Below are 17,927 nucleotides of genomic sequence, written 5' to 3' on the forward strand. Positions count from 1 at the left end.
TCAGTCCCACTCCAGCCCGCCGCGGCGCCACTCATACACGTAGGCGATCGTCACCGCCAGGATGAACAGCGCCACCGCCAAGAATCCACCGAGGGCCAGTTGGTCGAAGGCGACCGCCCACGGGATCAGGAAGACCACTTCGATGTCGAAGATGATGAACATCATCGCGGTCAGGTAATACTTCACCGGCACCCGGCCGCCGCCCACCGGCTGCGGGGTAGGTTCGATGCCGCACTCGTACGGCTCCAGCTTCGCCCGGTTGTACCGGCGGGGGCCGGCGATCCGCGCCGCCATCAGCGACACCGCGCCGAACGCGCCGGCGATGCCGAACAGCACGATGATCGGTACGTACGCCGAGAGCGTCATGCCGTGCTTCCTCCGTCGTCACCGGTACCGGGCGCGCTCACGCCAACGCCGGGTCGCTCCTCACACCGCCGGGGCAACTCGCACCATCCCATTAATCAGCCGGTCCATTGCATCGCCGCCGCGTGGGTCGGTGAGGTTCGCCATCAGCTTCAGGACGAACCGCATCAACATCGGGTGCGGCAGCCCGTGCCGGGTGGCCGCCCGCATCACCGGCGGGTAGCCGATCAACTTCACGAAGATGCCACCAAGCCGGAAGTAACCGCCGAACCGCGCCTTCAGCAGTTGGGGGTACTGCTGCAGCGCCCGCTCCACCTCAGCGGGGTTCCGGCGGGCCAACGCCTGGTTGACCACCTCCGCGGCGATCTCACCTGACTCCATCGCGTACGCGATGCCTTCACCGTTGAAGGGGTTGACCATACCCCCCGTGTCCCCCACGAGCATGACCCCCCTGGTGTAGTGGGGCACCCGATTGAAGCCCATCGGCAAGGCCGCACCCTTGATCGAGCCCTCGGCGTTCTCCTCCTCGCCGAGCCCCCAATCGGCCGGGGTGGCGCCGAGCCAGTCGACCAGCAGCCGCCGGTAGTCGGTCTTCCCGAACGCGCCCGAGGAGTTGAGGATGCCGAGCCCGACGTTGACCCGGCCGTCGCCCATCCCGAAAATCCAGCCGTACCCAGGCAGCAGCACCTCGGGGCGGCTGCTGCTGCGCAGCTCCAGCCACGACTCCAGGTAGTTGTCCTGATGTTTGACGGGCGAACGGTAGTAGCGGCGCACCGCCACCCCCAGCGGCCGGTCGTCCCGCTTGGTCAACCCGAGCGCCAACGGCAGCCGGCCGGACACCCCGTCGGCGGCGATCACCACCGGCGCCCGGAACTCGCGCAGCTCCCCGTCGGCCTTGACCGTCACCCCCATGACCCGGCCGCTCTGGTCATCCAGGATCGGGCCGGTCACGGTGTGGCCGGTACGCAGATCGGCGCCGGCACTTACCGCCCGCTGCGCCAGAATGTCATCGAAGTCGTGCCGGGTACGGGTAAGGCCGAACTCGGGGAAGCTGGCCAACTCCGGCCACTTCAACTCCATCCGCACCCCGCCGCCGATCACCCGCAGACCCTCGTTGCGGACCCAGCCAGGGTCGTCCAGGTCGACGCCCATCCGGATCAGCTGCGCAACCGAGCGCGGGGTCAACCCGTCGCCGCACACCTTCTCGCGCGGAAACTGGGACTTTTCCAACAACAACACCTGCGCGCCGTGCCGGGCCAGATGATACGCGGCGGCGCTGCCACCGGGTCCGGCGCCGACGACGATGGCGTCAGCGTCGTGCTCGGGCACCACCGGCACCTCCTGCCTCGGGCCAGCTCATCTTGCTCGTGAAACTCTTCACAAGCTCGTCTGTGGCCGAGTCTAGAACGACCCCGACCGAAGCTGATTCGCGGGTCCGCCCTCCACCCCGCTCACCTCGAAGAAGCGTCAAGCCCCGCGCGGTCCGACCGACTCAGTGGGTGGCCCGGTGCAGCGCCACGATCCCGCCGCTGAGGTTCTGCCACCCCACCTTCCGCCAGCCAGCGGCCTGCAACCACTCGCTCAACCCGCGCTGGTCCGGCCACGCCCGGATCGACTCGGCCAGATAGAGGTAGGCCGCCGGGTTGCTCGAAACCGCCTTGGCCACCTTCGGCAGCGCCCCCATCAGGTACGTCAGGTAGGTGCTGCGGAACCAACGGTTCGTCGGATGGCTGAACTCGCAGACCACCAGCCGCCCACCCGGCCGGGTCACCCGCCGAAACTCCCGCAGCCCGGCGACCGGGTCGGCCAGATTGCGCAGCGCGAACGAGATCGTGACCGCATCGAACGCGCCATCCGCGAACGGCAACGCCAGGGCGTCCCCGGCCAGCAGCGGCACCTGCGGCCGAGCTTCCCGGCCCGCGGCCAGCATTCCGAGTGAGACATCCACCCCGACTGCGTACGCACCGTCGCGACCGAACTCTTCGGTGGAGACGCCGGTGCCGGCTCCGACGTCGAGCACACGTTCACCAGCCAGCGGGGCCAGCGCCGCCCGGGTGGCCCGCCGCCACACCCGGTCCCGCCGGAACGAGATGATGCTGTTGGTCCGGTCGTACTTGGCGGCGACGTGGTCGAACATCGCCGCAACCTCGGCCCGCTCCTTGTCGAGTCCTGCCCGCCGCGGTTCAGATCCAGTCTGCATGCCCTCCAGAGTGCCACCCGCCCTCGTCGCCGAAACCAACCGCCCGACTCTGCTGCACCGGCCCCGCCGCCCGCCTGCTTACGGGGGCCCGCACCACTGGCATGCCCTTCTTGGTGGGGTGAGTGGTGATCAACTGTGGCCGCAAAAACGGCAAGCCGGGCGAGTTGGGCACCACTCAGCCCACCAAGCGCGCGACGGGCGACAGGCGACAGGCGACAGGCGACGGGCGACGGGCGACGGGCCTAGCGTGACCAGCCGCGGCGACGAAGGACCTGCTCGCCCCGGTACGCCACCGCGTCCGGCCGCCGGAACACCTCCCGCCAGGTCCAGCGGAAGACGGCGAAGCCGTCCTGCTCCAAACGCTCCTGCCGCAGCTTCTCCCGCCGCAAGACTTCACTGTCCACATACTTTCCGAGGCCGTCGGCTTCCCCTACCACCCCGAACTGCTCCCAGAGGAAGTCCACGACGTCGAAGCTCGGCATCTCGACCTGCAACTGCGGTGTGGGCAGGCCGTACTCCTGGAACGCGACCCGTGAGATCGACTCCAACGGGTTGGCCGCCCGCCGGTCTGCGAACCCGACCACCTCCCGGGCTCGCCGTACCCCGGGCCAACCCGCGCAGTCCGCGACCACCGACCATAGATCTTCGCGAGTGCAGAGGTTGCGCCGAAGGGCACTGTCCGCGGCGCAGACCCCCGCCCGGAACTCCGCACCGCGCGCTAGGTCGATGACCGTCCGGGCAGGCGTCGTCACCGGCATACCGCAGTACGAGGTGACGTGGGCCCCCGGCAACGCCGCGCTGTGCACCTCCAATCCGGGATAGTGCGCCCGGCCGCTGCCTCGCCGGGGCCGAGTCACCCGGACCTCTTCACCCGGTTGCGAAAGCTGCGAAATCCCCCACCACTGGGCGGCGGTCTCGTGGCTGACGACGGCTCCGGACACCTTGAGCACGGCGGCCGCCGCCCGGTCGACCTGATTACTCGTGGCCGCGTACACCCCACGGCGAAGCCGGAAGGCCCGCCCCTGCTCAAGCTGCGCACGTAGACCGGCCCGGCGCCGATTGGCTGCGAGCGCATCCCCGTAGCGGAAGACCGTACTGTGGCGTGATTCATCGACCATGGCCGACATCATGACGCAACCACGCAAGTACGGTCACCGCCCGCAATCACGCCGGCCCTCGCCGCCCGCCACGCGCCACCCTCTTGCCCGCTTGGTGTGTTGAGTGGTGATCAACTGTGGCCGCAAAAACGGCAAGCCGGGCGAGTTGGGCACCACTCAGCCCACCAAGCGCGCGGCGGGTGGGCAGCGCGGCGGACGCGCGGCGGGCGGCGCGGCGGGCGGGTCGGGGCCTAGCGGGCTTCGATGAGGGGGAGGGAGCGATCGGCGGCGCCGTCGTGGGGCAGCGCGATCGAGGAGAAGTGTGACACCACGCGCTCGTCGGTCGGGTCGTCCTCGGGCCGCCGGTGCACCGCAAGGTGCTGGTAGAGGGTGTCCCGTTGGGCCGGGGTCCGATCCGCCGAACGGATCATGGAGATCAGCTCGAGCAGGTTGGAACGGTGCCGGGCGCCCGCCGAAGAGATGACATTCTCCTCAAGCATGATCGAGCCCAGGTCGTCCACGCCCATGTGTAGGGAGAGCTGGCCCGCGTCCTTGCCGGTGGTGAGCCACGACGACTGCAGGTGGGCCACGTTGTCGAAGAAGAGCCGGGCCACCGCCACCAGCCGGAGATACTCCAGGGTGGTCGCCTGCGTACGCCCCTTAAGGTGATTGTTTTCGGGCTGGTAGGTCCACGGGATAAAGGCCCGGAAGCCGCCGGCGCCGCCGCGCTCGGCGACCCGATTATCGGCGTAGCCCGCCTCGACTGCCTTGTCCTGGACGTCGCGGATCATCCGCATGTGCTCGATCCGTTCGGCGTTGGTCTCGCCGGTGCCCATCATCATGGTGGCGGTGGAGTCCACCCCGAACCGGTGGGCCACCTCCATCACCTCCAGCCAGCGCTGGCCGGACTCCTTCAGCGGCGCGATCGCCTGCCGGGGCCGGTCCGGCAGCATCTCCGCCCCGGCACCGGCGATCGAATCCAGCCCCGCCGCCTGGATCCGGGTGATCGCCTCCTCGATGCTGACGCTGGAGACCTTCGCCATGTGCAGGATCTCGCTCGGCCCGATCGAATGGATCGCCAACTGCGGGTACGCCGACTTGACCGCGCCGAAGAGCTGCTCGTAATACTCCACGCCATAGTCGGGGTGGTGGCCCCCCTGCAACATCACCTGGGTGGCGCCGAGCTCGACCGCCTCGCCGCAGCGGCGCAGGATCTCCTCGGTGTCGTGGCTCCACCCCTCCGCGTGCTTCGGCGCCCGGTAGAAGGCGCAGAACTTGCAGGCGGTGACGCAGACATTTGTGTAGTTGATGTTGCGGTCGATCAGGTAGGTGACGATCCCGTCCGGGTACCGGCGGCGGCGGACCGCGTCGGCGGCCTCGCCCAGCGGGTGTAGCGGTGCGTCGGTGTAGAGCAGCAGCGCCTCCTCGGGCGTGATCCGCCCGCCGTCCGCGGCCCGCTGCAGCGCGTCATCGATCTCCCGTATCACATCCCCGAGCGTACGTGGTCGCGACGCACCCGCCCGACCCGGTGAGTCACCGGCGGATCGGCCGGAAGTAGATGGTGGCCTCCCGACCGCTGAGCAGACCGATCACCACCCCGTTCAGGATCAGGCCGATACAGCCGCCGAGGATGCCGTCCGACGGCGCCATCGCGAAGCCGATCAGGCCGGTGGCGATGCTGATACTGCAGATCACGATGGTGGTGATCCGGGCCCAGTTACGCCCCTGCAGGATGTAATACCCCAACCACACGTTGAACGCGGCGGTGGCGAGTACGAACAGCAGCAGCAGGGTCAACAGCCCACCCAGGTCGACGTCTGCCTCGCCGGCGATGACCCCGAGAGCGCAGCAGACCAGGAACCCGAGGCCGGCGCTGACGAACAGGATCACCGCCGCGGCGGTGACCGTACCCGGCCGCTGCGGTGGCAGGTGGTACTCGCTGGGGCCGGCGGATGGGATGCTCATGATTACCTCCGAGGGGACCGGCACTCACCATAGTGGTGCCTCGCCACCCCGACCCGGCCCTGACGTCAGTCCGGTTCGACCGGGTTCACCCCCAGGCCCGCTCCAGGTCGACCCGCGCCTCGTGCTCTAACAGCCAGCGTTTTCGGGCCAGCCCACCCCCGAACCCGACCAGCTTGCCGCCCGCCCCCACCACCCGGTGGCACGGTACGAAGATCGGCAGTGGGTTGCGGTTGCAGGCGGTGCCGACCGCCCGGGCCGCTCCCGGCTCGCCGAGCGCGGCCGCCACCTGACCGTAGCTGTGCTGCTCCCCGTACGGGATACGCGCCAACTCCGCCCAAACGGCCCGTTCGAAGGTGCTGCCCACCCCGTCCGGCGCCGAAAGCGGCAGGTCGAACCCGGTCCGTTGGCCGGTGAAGTACTCCGTCAGCTGGGTCGCGGCTGCCTCGAGCAACGGCTCCGGCGGCGTTTCCCGAGCTAGGTCGAGCGGCTCGCTCCGGGCCTCCGGCTGCAGGAGCGCGCGACAGATCGCGCCACTGACCACGGCCACCGCGATCGGGCCAATCGGCGTCGATACCGACCTCCACCGCACCGGTACAACGTACCCCCGCCCGGTTACGATCATCAGATGGCGGAGATGCGTTACCGGCGGCTGGGCGACTCTGGGCTGATGGTGTCCGTGGTCGGCGTGGGCTGCAACAACTTTGGCTTCCGGATCGACGCCGACCAGACCCGCGAGGTCGTCACCGCCGCCCTCGACGCCGGCATCAACCTCTTCGACACCGCCGACGTCTACGGTGGACAGGGCAAGTCGGAGGAGCTGCTGGGTGCGGCGTTGCGGGGCCGCCGGGACGAGGCGGTCATCGCTACCAAGTTCGGCATGGACATGGCCGGCGCCAACGGTCCAGACTGGGGTGCCCGCGGCGCGCGCCGGTATGTGGTCCGGGCGGTGGAGGCGTCACTGCGCCGCCTCGGCACCGACTGGATCGATCTCTACCAGCTGCACACACCCGACCCGGGTACGCCGATCGAGGAGACGCTGGCGGCGCTGGACGAGCTGGTCCGGGCCGGTAAGGTCCGTTACCTCGGGCACTCGAACTTCGCGGGCTGGCAGGTCGCCGACGCGGCGTGGCTCGCCCGCACCGGCCGGCTGACCCCGTTCGTCTCCGCGCAGAACCACTACAACCTGCTGCACCGGGAACCGGTCGAGAGTGAGCTGATCCCGGCCTGCCAGCGGTTCGGGGTGGGGCTGCTGCCGTACTTCCCGCTCGCCAGTGGGCTGCTCACCGGCAAGTACCGGCGGGGCGCCGACGCACCGGCGGGGACCAGGTTGGCGGCCGACCGGTTCGCGAGCCGGCTCGCGGCCGCACCATGGGACATTGTGGAAGGGCTGACCAGCTTCGCCGAGCAGCGGTCGCTGAGCCTGTTGCAGGTGGCGATCGGCGGGTTGGCCGCCCAGCCGGCGGTGGCGAGCGTGATCGCCGGGGCTACCAGCGCCGAGCAGGTCCACGCCAACGTCGCCGCTGGCGCCTGGGAGCCGACCGAGGCCGAACTGGCGGAGCTGCGGACGATCACCCAGCCGTAACGGCACCCGAGTCAGCCAGGTCTGCCCGGTAGCGCTCCAGCCACGCAACCAGCTCATCCGGGCAGCTCAGCGCTGCCAGGTGGCCGGCGTCCAGCTCGTCCGGGACGATCCCGAGCCGCTCGGCCACCACCCGCCGTTGGAACTCGGCGGGGAAGAGCCGATCGCGCCGGGCGAGCAGGAACCGGGTCGGCGTGTCGGGCCATCGCTCCAGCGGCCATGGCTGCGTGAACGGGGTGGCCGACTGCGGCCGGCCCCGCGCCATCGCCGCCTCGGCCAACTCGGCCGGCAGGTCGTGGAAGAACATCTCCATCGGATCGAACTCGCCGGTGCTCGACCGCCCCTGCTGCTCGGCCAGTGCTCGTTCGGCCTGCGGCTGGCCGGTCTGCTCCCACCAGTCACCACCGGTCTCCCCGGGCCGTGGGACCATCGCCGCCACCAGCACCAGCAGGTCGATCGGGCGCCGCTGGCACACCAGCGGGGCGCTGAAGCCGGCCATCGACTGGGCGACCAGGATCACCTCCCGCCGGTCACCGATGGCCGCCTCGATCACGTCGGCGTACTCCGTCCAACCAGCGGCGTCGTCACCGGTCGGCAGATCCGGGGTGACCACCTCGTGGCCGCGTTCCCGCAGCAGCGGGGCCACCCGGTGCCAGTACCAGGAGTCGCCGCCGGCGCCGTGGACCAACGTGTAGGTCGCCATCTCAGTCTCCCTCCCGCCCGACCTGGGCAAACTCGTCGGCGGTGGTGCCGCCGGGGAACCGGGTCTGGAAGTCGATCATCCCGACCCACCGGGGGCGGAGGCCGATCCGCGCCATCCTCAGACCGGGCTGATCGATTTCGGCGATGGTGGCTGCCGCCGCCTGCTCGCCGTAGTAACGGTGTTGGGCCGCGGCGTACTCCGGCAGCACCCCGTCGACCTCGTGGACCTCCGCCTCTCCCCGGATCAGCAGCACCTCGGGCGGTGGCCCCACGGTGTCGATGGTGACCGCGACGGCCGGTCTGGCCCGCAGCGCCCGGATCTTGCGGGCACCGCCGAAGGTGGCGAAGACGACCTCGTCGCCGGTCCAGTGGAAGAGCATCGGGAACACCCGGGGCGAGCCATCCGCGGCAACGTACGCGAGCCGGGCGAGCGCGGTGGAGTGGAGCAGCCGCTGCGCCACCTCGCTTGCGAGCAGGCCCACGTCTCCTTGCGGCAGCCGGGCGTAGCCCTGGTTGGTGGTGATCGCCATGGTTGCGCCTCTCATTGATTAGTCCTAATCTAGAACCTATTGGTCCTCCTATCGAACCACGGGCGGGTGCGTATGGTCAACCGAGTGCCCGTTCGACGCAGTTACCACGACCCCTGCGGCGTCGCCCGCGCCCTCGACGCCATCGGCGAGCGCTGGGCGCTGCTCCTGGTACGAGAACTCCGCCTAGGCCCGAAACGCTTCACCGACCTGCGCCGCGGACTGCCGGGCGCCAGCCAGAACGTGCTCTCGCAACGGCTGCGCGAGCTGACCGACGCTGGCGTGGTGCGCCGACGCCGACTAGGCCCACCCGCCAGCGCCTGGGGGTATGAGCTCACCGAACGCGGCCACCAGCTCGCCCCGGTGCTGCGGGAGCTCGCGCACTGGGGCAGCCGGGCGCCGCTGCCCACCGGTGGTGAGCTGAGCACGGACGCCATCCTGCTGGCGCTGGAGACGACTTTCGACCCGGCCGCGGCGGGCGAACTGTCGGCCCAGATCGAGCTCCAGCTCAACGACGATCACTGCTGGGCCACGATCGAATCGGGATCGCTGCGCGTCGGGCGGGGAGACCCACCAGCCGGGGCCGCCGACGCGACCATCGCGACGGATCCGGCGACGCTGCGGGCGCTGGTCTTCGGCGGCTACCCGCTAGTCGACGCAGCCGCCCAGGGGCGGGCCGAGATCACCGGCGACCGCGCCCTCGGCGCCCGGTTCCTAACCCTCTTCCCCCGCCCTACCCCCGACTAGCTCGGCGCCGCGCTCCACCGGCTCACCGCCACCCCGCCCGGCTCGCTCCACCCCGCTCGCTCCACCCACGCTCGCTCCACCCACGCCGCTCTTGGTTGGCTGGGGAGGGATCTTGCGTACGGATAAATCCGACATTCCCCTATACAAGATCCCTCCCTGGCCAACCAAGTCGGGGTCCGTCCAGTCGGGGGCCGGCCAGGCGGGGCCGTCCAGGCGGGGCCGTCCAGGCGGGGTCTATCCCGCGGGCTAGGCGTCGTAGTCGACGACGAGTTCCTCGGTGACCGGGCTAGCCTGACAGGTCAGGACATACCCGGCGGCCACCTCTTCGGGCTCCAGGGCCCAGTTGGCCGCCATCGTCACCTCGCCCGTGACGACCTTGGCGCGGCAGGTGGAGCAGACCCCGCCCCGGCAGGCGTACGGCAGCTCACCCCGGACTCGTAGCGCCGCGTCGAGCACCCGCTCCTGCCGGCCCATGCTTACCTGCGAGGCGCGGCCGTCCAATTGGATCGTCAGGTCGACCTCACCCACCTCACCCGCTGGCGACGGGGCTGGGGCCGCCGGTGCTGCCGGATCATCGCCCGACGGCACATGGAACAGCTCGGTACGCACCGCGGGCTCGGGCACGTCCAGCGACGCGAGCACCGCCTGGGCATCGGTGACCAGCCCGTACGGGCCACACAGGAACCACTCGTCGACCACGGCCGGCTCAGGCAGGAAGGCGGTCAGCAACCGAGGCAGTCGGTGCGCGTCGATCCGCCCGGAGAGCAGTTCGGCGTCGGCCGGTTCCCGTGAGAGCACATGCACCACCTGCAACCGCTGCGGCCACCGGTCCTTCAGGTCCGCCAGCTCCTCGGCGAACATCACCGACCGGACGTCGCGGTTGCCGTAGAAGATGGTGAATCGGCTGGCCGGCTCGGTGGCCAGGGCGGTGGCCGCGAGCGACAACACCGGGGTGATACCGGAGCCGGCGACCACCGCCGCGTACCACCGGGACCGGGTCGGCGTCACCTCGGTGGTGAAGTGGCCCAACGGCGGCATGACCGGCACTTCGTCGCCGACCCGCAGCTGCTCGGCGGCGTACCGGGAGAAGGCCCCGCCGGGGATCTGCTTGACTCCGATCCGGAGCCGACCGGTCGCGGCCAACTCGGCGGGGGTGGAGCAGATCGAGTACGAGCGGCGCACCTCCTCACCGGTGTCGGGGTCGACTCGTCGCACCGTCAGGTGCTGGCCGGCCCGGAACGCGTACGCGTCGCGGAGCTGCTCCGGCACCGCGAAGGTGACCGCCAGCGCATCGTCGGTGAGCGGGTCGAGCGCAACCACCGGCAGCGCGTGAAAGGTGGGCCGACGCCGCGGCGGCCGGGATATCGTCACCTGAGTCATCGGTTCAGAAGGCCTTCATCTGTTCGAACGGTTCGGCGCAGTGGTCGCAGCGCCAGAGCGCCTTGCAGGCGGTGGCACCGAACCGGCTCAGCTGGGTGGTGTCGGTAGACCCACACTGTGGACACGCCACCGCCTCCCGCCGGGTGGGCAACCCCAGCGAGAGCGGTTGGTCGGCCGGGACTGGACCGGGTGGGGCGATGCCGGCCGCGGCGAGCTTCGCCCGGCCGGAATCGCTGAGCCAGTCGGTCGTCCAGGCCGGCGACAGCTGGGTCACGACCGTTACTTCCGGCCATCCGGCGTCGCGCAGCGAGGTTTCAATGTCGGCGCGGATCACCTCCATCGCCGGACACCCCGAGTAGGTGGGGGTGATGGTGACCACCACCTGCCCGCCGTCGCGCTCGACGCTACGCAGGATGCCGAGTTCGTCGATGGTTACCACCCGCAGCTCGGGGTCGACCACCCGGGCGGCGACCTGATAGGCGGGCTCGCCGCTCACCAGCTCGCTCCGGGGTGGGCCCGGTGCAGCACCTGCAACTCGGCGAGCAGGTAGGACAAGTGCTCGGTGTGGCGACCGACCCGACCACCGCGGGGGGCCCAGCCGCCGTCGGCCGGCACCGTCAGCGTCGCCTCCCGCAACACCGGGGTCACCACCGCGGACCACTCCTGCCAAGCCAGCTCGCCACCGGCGCCGCCAGCCGGGTCGTCGCAGAGTTCGTAGCTGTAGGGCCAGAGTTCGTCGATCGCGAGCTGCATCCGGCGGTGCGACTCGTCGGTGCCGTCCCCGAGCCGCACTGTCCACAGGGCAGCATGTTCGAGGTGGTAGGTCGACTCCTTCACCGCCTTCGCCGCGATCCCCGCCAACCGCTGGTCGCTGCCGGCCGCGAGTCGCCGGTAGCGCAGCCGCTGGGCGGTGGCGAGAAAGAGCAGCTTCGCCATGGTGGTGGCGAAGTCGCCGTTGGGTAGCTCCACCAGCAGTACGTTGCGGAACTGCCGGTCGTCGCGCAGGTACGCCAGCTCGTCCTCGCCGCGGCCGGCCTGTTCCAGCTCACCGGCGTAGCTCAGCAGCAGCCGGGCGGCGCCGAGCTGGTCGAGGGCGATGTTCGCCAGCGCCACGTCCTCTTCGAGGTCGGGCGCCCGGGCGCACCACTCGGCGAGCCGCTGCGCGGCGATCAGGGCGTCGTCGCCCAGCCCGAGCACCTCCTCGAATCGGGCGACCTCCCCGTTACGCAAGGCCGGCGTACTCACAAGTGTTTCGCCCCCTCCGGCACCGGATAGAAGGTGGGGTGGCGGTAGACCTTGTCGGCCGCGGGGTCGAAGAAGGCGTCTTTCTCGTCCGGGCTAGAGGCGGTGATCTGCTTGGCGGGGACGACCCAGATCGAGACCCCCTCCTGCCGGCGGGTGTACACGTCACGGGCATGGTGGAGGGCGGTCTGCTCGTCGGCGGCGTGGACGCTGCCGACATGGACGTGGGACAGCCCTCGGCGCGGTCGGACGAACACCTCCCACAGCGGCGCGGCGACACCATTCGGCTCGCCCGCCGGTGGCGCCTCAGTCACCTGCCGCTCCCCGGTCACCTTGTGCTCCTCGCTGTTCACACCGTCACCGGCGCCCGGGTTTCGCGCTGGTCGGCATCGGCGGCGGCGCGACGCTCGGCCGACTTCGCCGCGTACGCGGCGGCGGCGCGCCGGACCCATTCGCCCTCGTCGTGGGCGGCCCGGCGGTGCGCCAGCCGCTGCCGGTTGCAGGGACCATCGCCGGAGATGACCTGAAATAGCTCGTCGAAGTCGGGCTGGGTGAAATCGTAACCGCCCCGGTCAGGGTTCCACCGCAGCTGCGGGTCCGGCAGCGCCAGGCCGAGCACCTCGGCCTGGCCGACGCACATGTCCACGAAACGTTGCCGGAGCTCGTCGTTGCTGAACCGTTTGATCTTCCACGCCATGGACTGCTCGGAGTGGGTGGAGTCGGAGTCGGGCGGACCGAACATCGCCAGTGATGGATACCACCACCGGTCGATGGCGTCCTGGGCCAACTCCCGCTGCGCCGCGGTGCCGCGCGCCAGTGTGTACAGAATCTCGAAGCCCTGCCGCTGATGGAAGGACTCCTCTTTGCAGATCCGAATCATGGCCCGCGCGTACGGCCCGTACGAGCAGCGGCACAGCGGCACCTGGTTGACGATCGCGGCGCCATCCACCAGCCAACCGATGGCCCCAACGTCGGCCCAGGTCAACGTCGGATAGTTGAAGATGGAGCTGTATTTTTGCCGGCCGGTGAGCAGCTTGTCCACCAACTCCTCGCGGCTGACCCCGAGGGTCTCCGCGGCGGCGTAGAGGTAGAGGCCGTGGCCGGCCTCGTCCTGCACCTTGGCGAGCAGGATCGCTTTACGCTTCAGCGAGGGGGCGCGGCTGATCCAGTTGCTCTCCGGCTGCATCCCAATGATCTCTGAATGTGCGTGCTGGGCGATCTGACGGACCAGCGTCCGGCGGTACGCCTCGGGCATAGCGTCGCGCGGCTCGATCTTCTGATCGGCTGCGATCACCTGGTGGAAGTAGTCGTCCGCGGGCGGGTCGGCCGGCGAGGGCCGGGTGGAGTCCGGAGCCAGCCGGCGGTCGGCCGCCTCGCGCAGCTCCGTCTCGGCGGCCTCGACCTCAGCCAGCAGCTCGCCGTCGGGGGCGGTGAAGTCGTTGCCGTACACCACCTTAGTGTTACAAACCTAGGAGCCATGTGCAAACGACTTGTAACATACCGAGTTTTCGGTAGTGAGCTACGCCATCCAGCCGCGAGAATGATGCGGCAATTAACACGAAAGCCATCTATGTCGGGCATGTCCGGGTAGACGGGCCTTCCCGGGCCTCGTATCCTCCGAAGGACCCCACGTAACTGCACGTCCCCCCACTAGTCGGAGCCCGGAGCACCGCCCGTGCGCGCACGTATCGCCATCGCCGCTGCCGTAGCAGCGGCTGCGCTACTCGCATCGACGGCGGTCTCGACCGCCGTCGCCGGCGGCCGGGACAGCGACGGCGACCTTGACCAACCACTCGCGCAGCCGGGCATGTGGCTTCCCGAGTTCACCGAGCCCGAGCCGGCGCCGGCCCCGTCGCCCGAGCCCACCCCCGCGGCCTGGCTCGACCCGCCCCCGCCGGTCAGCGTCGACAGCGACGGATTCTTCTCGTGGGCCGCGCTCGACCGCACCACCGGCGACGCCGCGGGCTCCGACAACGCCGATGAGACCAGCTCCACCGAGTCCGTCATCAAGGCCTGGATCGTCGCCGACCATCTGCGGCGGGTGCACGCAGCCGGTGACGAACCGACCGATCGGGAGCTACGCGACGGACGGCTGGCGATCCGCGACAGCCATAACGGGACCACCCAACGCCTCTACAACAAGAACGGCCGCGACGACGTCGTCGACCGGATGGTCGAGATCTGCGAGCTCACCGACACCCACACCCCGGAGGGCGACGAGGGTTGGTGGAGCCGCACCGAGATGTCCGCCCGAGATATGACGCTGCTCGGCGAATGCCTCGCCGACGGCCGCGCCGCAGGTCCAGAGTGGACCGACTGGGTGCTGGCGGAGATGCGCAACGTCCGGGGTACCACCGACCCGGAGGACCAGCGGGCCGAAGAGGGCTTCGAGGGCGGCCGGTGGGGAATCATCGACGCGCTCCCCGATGAGCAGGCCGACGAGGTGGCGATCAAAAACGGCTGGACCCGGATCGGGCGGACCGACAGCTGGCACCTCAACTGCCTCGCGGTCACCGACGAGTGGGTGATCGCGGTCGTGATGCGCTACCCCGCCAAGAACAGCCTCGACTACGGCGCCGAGCGGTGCGCCAGCGTCGCCGAGCAGCTCTTCGCCCCGCCCCGCGCCCCGGAGCCGGTCTCGGAGTTCTCGTGACCCCGCCACCCTCCCCCCGCCCCGACCCCGGTCGGCGCTGGCTGCCCCGGGTCGGCAGCGCGGAGCGGTCGGAGGCGCTGGACCGGCTCGCGACCGCGGCGGCGCAGCGGACCACCCCGCGCCGAGCCTTCACCGCGCTGGTCGCGGTGACCGCGCTCACCGCCATCGCACTGCTACTCGCCGCCGCTCCCCCGTCGCCGGATCCGCAGCAGAAGGTGACCCGGGCGCTGCCCGGGCCGGAAGACTCGACCGTCGCCCCGCCACCCGAGCGCCCCGCGCCGGTGCCGATGGCGGCCGCGCCGGCCCGCTCGCCCGAGGATTCCGGCGCGCCGGAGCAGTCCACCGAATTCGTCAGCTGGGCGCTGCTCGACCGGCGCTCCGGCCAGATCACCGGCTCCGAGCCGCTCACCGCGACCAGCACCACCGCCTCGATGATCAAGGTATGGCTCGTCGCCGACCATCTCCGGCTAGCGGAGGAGGCCGGTGAACCGCCCGACCAGGTCCGCCTCGATCAGTTCTCGCTGATCATCCGGGACAGCGACAACGGGTACGCGCAACGGCTGTTCCAAGAGCTGGGGGCGCACGAATCGATCGAGCGCATGATCCGGATCTGTGGCCTCACCGACTCGTCTGCGGTGCGGAACCTGTGGAGCAACACCCGACTCTCCGCCCGCGACACCGCCCGGATGGCCGAGTGTCTGGCGGACGGACGCGCCGCCGGCTCCGCCTGGACCAGCTGGCTTATGGACGAGATGCGGGCGGTCCGCGGCATCGGCGACTTCGGCATCCGGGATGCGCTGCCACCGGCGCAGCGGGCGCAGGTCGGCATCAAAAACGGCTGGGTGATCCGGGACGACGAGAACGCCTGGCACGTCAGCTGCCTGGCGGTCACCGACGAGTGGGCGATGGGCGTGCTCACCCGGTACCCGGCCGAACTGGGCCACGAGCACGGCGCCGAGCTCTGCCGGGCCCTCGCCGAGCAACACCTGCCAGGCTCGCCGCCGATCGGCTGACCGGAGCCGACCAGCAGCCGTCCGGCGATGCTTACGGTCCGCTTACGGCAGCGAATATCGGCGCCCTCCGCCCGTACGCTGTCCGGATGGAGACCAGCCCGCCGAGGGTGCTCGTGGTCGACGACGACCCGACCGTCAGCGACGTGGTCTGCCGTTATCTGGCCCGGGCCGGTTACCAGGTCGCTACCGCGGCCGACGGCCCGACCGCGGTGGCGGAGGTCGGCCGCGGCCGCCCGGACCTCGTGGTGCTCGATCTGATGCTGCCGGGCATCGACGGGCTCGAGGTGTGCCGCCGAATCCGCCGCGACCACCCGGCCATTCCCGTGATCATGTTGACGGCGCTGGGTGAGGAGGCGGACCGGATCGTCGGGCTGCAGCTCGGCGCGGACGACTACGTAACGAAGCCGTTCTCGCCGCGGGAGCTGGTGCTGCGGGTGAGGTCGGTGCTCCGGCGGGCCACCGGCAGCGCGACGACGACCAGCCGCGGGTTGGTGACCGATGGCGACCTGACGCTCGATCACGACCGCCGGGTCGCCTACCGGGCCGGCGGCGACCTGCCGCTGACGGTACGGGAGTTCGACCTGCTCGGGTACCTGATGCGCCATCCCGGGCAGGTGTTCCGCCGAGCGGAGCTGCTGGAAGCGGTATGGGGTTGGCGGTTCGGCGACGAGTCCACAGTCACCGTCCATGTCCGGCGGTTGCGGGAGAAGGTGGAGTCTGACCCGGCCAAGCCGCGCCGGATCGTCACCGTCTGGGGGATCGGTTACCGATACGAGGTGACCGGTGCTTGACCTGGCGATCATCGCCGCGCTGTCGCTGGCCGGGGCGGTGCTCGCCGGCGTACCCGGGGCGCTGCTGCTGCGGCGAATGCGGCGCCGGGCGGTCGTTCTCCACCTGTTCGTGCTGGTTGCGGTCACCGTGCTGGCGGTCGTGGCGGGGGTCGCGCTGGTCGCCTGGGAGATGTTCCTATCGCTGCACGACCTGCACGTACTTCTGATCGTGATCGGCGTGTCCGGTGTGGTTAGTCTGGGGCTGGGCTGGTGGTTGGGGCGGCGGATCGCCCAGGAGGCGACCTGGGCCGACCTGGTCCGGGAGCGGGAGCGGCAGGTCGAGGCGAGCCGGCGGGAGCTGGTGGCCTGGGTGTCACACGACCTCCGGACGCCGTTGGCCGGATTACGCGCGATGGCGGAGGCGCTGGAGGACGGCGTGGTCGCCGAGCCGACGGCGGTCAGTGACTACCACCGCCGGATCCGGCTGGAGACCGACCGGATGTCGCGGCTGGTGGAGGACCTGTTCGAGCTTTCCCGGATCAACGCCGCCGAGTTGCACCTGACGATCACCGCGGTGCCGTTGGCAGAGCTGGTGTCGGACGCGATCGCGTCAGTGGCGCCGCTGGCGGCCAGCCGGCGGGTTCGGTTGCGGGCACCCGAGGACGGCTGGCCGACGGTCGCCGCGAGCGAACCGGAGCTGGGTCGAGTGCTCGCCAATCTGCTCACCAACGCGATCCACTACACCCCGCCCGACGGCACCGTGGCGCTCTCCGCCGGGGCCGAACGTGACACCGCCTGGCTGGCGGTCGTCGACACCTGCGGCGGGATCCCGGAGGCCGAGCTGCCCCGGGTGTTCGACGTCGCCTTCCGGGGAGAGCGCGCCCGTAGCCCGCAGGAGACCGGCGGCGGCGGTGGCCTCGGGCTGGCGATCGTGCAGGGGCTGGTGACGGCGCAGGGTGGCCGGGTCGAGGTGGCGAACACCGGCTCCGGCTGCCGATTCGTGGTCCGGCTGCCGACCGTCACCGTCCCGTAAGGATTTTTCGGCACGTTGGCGGCTCGGCGACGGCTAGCGTGACGGTGACGAACGGTTTTATGTGGAGGAGACGACATGCACGGTAGGCATCGAACGCTGGCTTTTCTGACCGTTGCGGTGGTCGGGTTGGCCACCGCCGGCTGCGGCGACACCGACGGTGCCGATCCGGCGGAGCCGCCGACGACCGCGCCGGCCGCTGTCGCCGAGACCAACCCCCCGGCGGCGGACGACGCGGACGAGCTACCGGTACCGGAGACGCTGGCGTTCACCGCTGCCACGATCGATGGTGGCGAGTTCGACGGTGCGCAGGTCGCCGGGTCACCGGTGGCGTTCTGGTTCTGGGCCGCCTGGTGCAGCCGGTGCGCCGCCGCCGCCGGCGATATCCGGGAGATCCAGGCAGCGTACGCCGGGCAGGTCGAGGTGGTCGGCGTCGCCGGGCTGGGCAGCGGGGCGGACGGCATGCGCACCTTCGTGGCACAGCATCAGCTCGACGACTTCCCGCACCTGGCCGACGACACCGGGGAGGTCTGGCAACGGTTCGAGGTCACCACCCAGGAGTACTTCGTGATCCTCGACGCCGCCGGTGAACTGGTGTTCGAGGGCACGCTGACCGCGGATGCGTTGCGGGACCGGCTCGACGGGCTGGTCGGCTGAGC

Annotated in this window: 21 protein-coding genes; 7 read left to right on the forward strand and 14 right to left on the reverse strand. The window is 70.4% G+C overall.

Annotated features, from left to right (window positions below; genetic code table 11):
• The 7 genes from JQS43_RS23190 to JQS43_RS23220 all read right to left on the reverse strand — a co-directional run bounded on the left by JQS43_RS23190 (nucleotide 1) and on the right by JQS43_RS23220 (nucleotide 6,214).
• Entirely contained in the window at nucleotides 1-366 is a 366-nt protein-coding gene (locus JQS43_RS23190; protein ID WP_239676476.1) for an NADH-quinone oxidoreductase subunit A, read from the reverse strand.
• Nucleotides 367-426: 60 nt separating this feature from the next.
• Nucleotides 427-1,695 (reverse strand): geranylgeranyl reductase family protein, encoded by a 1,269-nt coding sequence (locus tag JQS43_RS23195; RefSeq protein ID WP_239676477.1) that lies wholly within the window; start codon nucleotides 1,693-1,695, stop codon nucleotides 427-429.
• 160 nt (nucleotides 1,696-1,855) lie between these two features.
• A complete protein-coding gene (locus tag JQS43_RS23200) occupies nucleotides 1,856-2,563 on the reverse strand; it encodes a demethylmenaquinone methyltransferase (protein WP_239676478.1) in 708 nt (235 codons plus the stop codon).
• Nucleotides 2,564-2,805: 242 nt separating this feature from the next.
• Nucleotides 2,806-3,681, reverse strand: a complete 876-nt coding sequence (locus JQS43_RS23205; protein ID WP_239676479.1) for a type IV toxin-antitoxin system AbiEi family antitoxin — start codon at nucleotides 3,679-3,681, stop codon at nucleotides 2,806-2,808.
• A 230-nt stretch (nucleotides 3,682-3,911) separates the two neighbouring features.
• Nucleotides 3,912-5,147: a cyclic dehypoxanthinyl futalosine synthase gene (mqnC, locus tag JQS43_RS23210; RefSeq protein WP_239676480.1), complete on the reverse strand. Its 1,236-nt coding sequence runs from the start codon at nucleotides 5,145-5,147 to the stop codon at nucleotides 3,912-3,914.
• Nucleotides 5,148-5,193: 46 nt separating this feature from the next.
• The gene (locus JQS43_RS23215) at nucleotides 5,194-5,625 is read right to left on the reverse strand and encodes a hypothetical protein (RefSeq protein WP_239676481.1); all 432 of its coding nucleotides are present in this window, start codon (nucleotides 5,623-5,625) and stop codon (nucleotides 5,194-5,196) included.
• A gap of 85 nt (nucleotides 5,626-5,710) precedes the next feature.
• On the reverse strand, nucleotides 5,711-6,214 hold the full coding sequence (locus JQS43_RS23220; protein WP_239676482.1) for a methylated-DNA--[protein]-cysteine S-methyltransferase: 504 nt from the start codon (nucleotides 6,212-6,214) through the stop codon (nucleotides 5,711-5,713).
• Nucleotides 6,215-6,250: 36 nt separating this feature from the next.
• Here JQS43_RS23220 and JQS43_RS23225 point away from each other — a divergent pair, with 36 nt between their 5' ends.
• Entirely contained in the window at nucleotides 6,251-7,207 is a 957-nt protein-coding gene (locus JQS43_RS23225) for an aldo/keto reductase (RefSeq protein WP_239676483.1), read from the forward strand.
• Here JQS43_RS23225 and JQS43_RS23230 read toward each other — a convergent pair.
• Nucleotides 7,194-7,907 (reverse strand): alpha/beta hydrolase, encoded by a 714-nt coding sequence (locus JQS43_RS23230; RefSeq protein ID WP_239676484.1) that lies wholly within the window; start codon nucleotides 7,905-7,907, stop codon nucleotides 7,194-7,196. The genes JQS43_RS23225 and JQS43_RS23230 overlap by 14 nt on opposite strands.
• 1 nt (nucleotide 7,908) lies before the next feature.
• A complete protein-coding gene (locus JQS43_RS23235; RefSeq protein WP_239676485.1) occupies nucleotides 7,909-8,451 on the reverse strand; it encodes a pyridoxamine 5'-phosphate oxidase family protein in 543 nt (180 codons plus the stop codon).
• 69 nt (nucleotides 8,452-8,520) lie between these two features.
• On the opposite strand from JQS43_RS23235, the gene JQS43_RS23240 reads away from it, so the two are divergent.
• Nucleotides 8,521-9,180: a winged helix-turn-helix transcriptional regulator gene (locus tag JQS43_RS23240; protein WP_239676486.1), complete on the forward strand. Its 660-nt coding sequence runs from the start codon at nucleotides 8,521-8,523 to the stop codon at nucleotides 9,178-9,180.
• A 246-nt stretch (nucleotides 9,181-9,426) separates the two neighbouring features.
• Here the strand turns inward: JQS43_RS23240 and paaE are convergent, their stop codons facing one another.
• The 5 genes from paaE to paaA are packed head-to-tail and all read right to left on the reverse strand — an operon-like array spanning nucleotide 9,427 to nucleotide 13,252.
• Nucleotides 9,427-10,551, reverse strand: coding sequence for a 1,2-phenylacetyl-CoA epoxidase subunit PaaE (gene paaE / locus JQS43_RS23245; RefSeq protein ID WP_420847617.1), 1,125 nt, complete (start codon nucleotides 10,549-10,551; stop codon nucleotides 9,427-9,429).
• 13 nt (nucleotides 10,552-10,564) lie between these two features.
• Nucleotides 10,565-11,056: a 1,2-phenylacetyl-CoA epoxidase subunit PaaD gene (paaD, locus tag JQS43_RS23250; protein WP_239676488.1), complete on the reverse strand. Its 492-nt coding sequence runs from the start codon at nucleotides 11,054-11,056 to the stop codon at nucleotides 10,565-10,567.
• Complete coding sequence (gene paaC, locus JQS43_RS23255) at nucleotides 11,053-11,805, reverse strand: 1,2-phenylacetyl-CoA epoxidase subunit PaaC (RefSeq protein WP_239676489.1); 753 nt, start codon at nucleotides 11,803-11,805, stop codon at nucleotides 11,053-11,055. Before paaC ends, paaD begins: the two co-directional genes overlap by 4 nt.
• Nucleotides 11,802-12,116 carry a 1,2-phenylacetyl-CoA epoxidase subunit PaaB gene (paaB, locus tag JQS43_RS23260; protein WP_239679552.1) on the reverse strand — a complete coding sequence of 105 codons (315 nt, stop codon included), beginning with the start codon at nucleotides 12,114-12,116 and terminating at the stop codon, nucleotides 11,802-11,804. The genes paaC and paaB overlap by 4 nt, the downstream gene beginning before the upstream one ends.
• 35 nt (nucleotides 12,117-12,151) lie before the next feature.
• Nucleotides 12,152-13,252 carry a 1,2-phenylacetyl-CoA epoxidase subunit PaaA gene (gene paaA / locus JQS43_RS23265; RefSeq protein WP_239676490.1) on the reverse strand — a complete coding sequence of 367 codons (1,101 nt, stop codon included), beginning with the start codon at nucleotides 13,250-13,252 and terminating at the stop codon, nucleotides 12,152-12,154.
• Between the two features lie 225 nt (nucleotides 13,253-13,477).
• Here paaA and JQS43_RS23270 point away from each other — a divergent pair, with 225 nt between their 5' ends.
• From JQS43_RS23270 to JQS43_RS23290, 5 genes are all read left to right on the forward strand, one after another.
• Complete coding sequence (locus JQS43_RS23270; RefSeq protein WP_239676491.1) at nucleotides 13,478-14,455, forward strand: hypothetical protein; 978 nt, start codon at nucleotides 13,478-13,480, stop codon at nucleotides 14,453-14,455.
• On the forward strand, nucleotides 14,452-15,468 hold the full coding sequence (locus JQS43_RS23275) for a serine hydrolase (protein WP_239676492.1): 1,017 nt from the start codon (nucleotides 14,452-14,454) through the stop codon (nucleotides 15,466-15,468). The genes JQS43_RS23270 and JQS43_RS23275 overlap by 4 nt, the downstream gene beginning before the upstream one ends.
• 86 nt (nucleotides 15,469-15,554) lie before the next feature.
• Nucleotides 15,555-16,259 (forward strand): response regulator transcription factor, encoded by a 705-nt coding sequence (locus tag JQS43_RS23280; RefSeq protein WP_239676493.1) that lies wholly within the window; start codon nucleotides 15,555-15,557, stop codon nucleotides 16,257-16,259.
• The gene (locus tag JQS43_RS23285; RefSeq protein WP_239676494.1) at nucleotides 16,252-17,271 is read left to right on the forward strand and encodes a sensor histidine kinase; all 1,020 of its coding nucleotides are present in this window, start codon (nucleotides 16,252-16,254) and stop codon (nucleotides 17,269-17,271) included. The genes JQS43_RS23280 and JQS43_RS23285 overlap by 8 nt, the downstream gene beginning before the upstream one ends.
• Nucleotides 17,272-17,346: 75 nt before the next feature.
• Complete coding sequence (locus tag JQS43_RS23290) at nucleotides 17,347-17,925, forward strand: redoxin domain-containing protein (RefSeq protein WP_239676495.1); 579 nt, start codon at nucleotides 17,347-17,349, stop codon at nucleotides 17,923-17,925.
• The last annotated feature ends 2 nt before the right edge of the window (nucleotides 17,926-17,927 follow it).

This window comes from Natronosporangium hydrolyticum (genome assembly GCF_016925615.1).
GTDB lineage: Bacteria > Actinomycetota > Actinomycetes > Mycobacteriales > Micromonosporaceae > Natronosporangium > Natronosporangium hydrolyticum.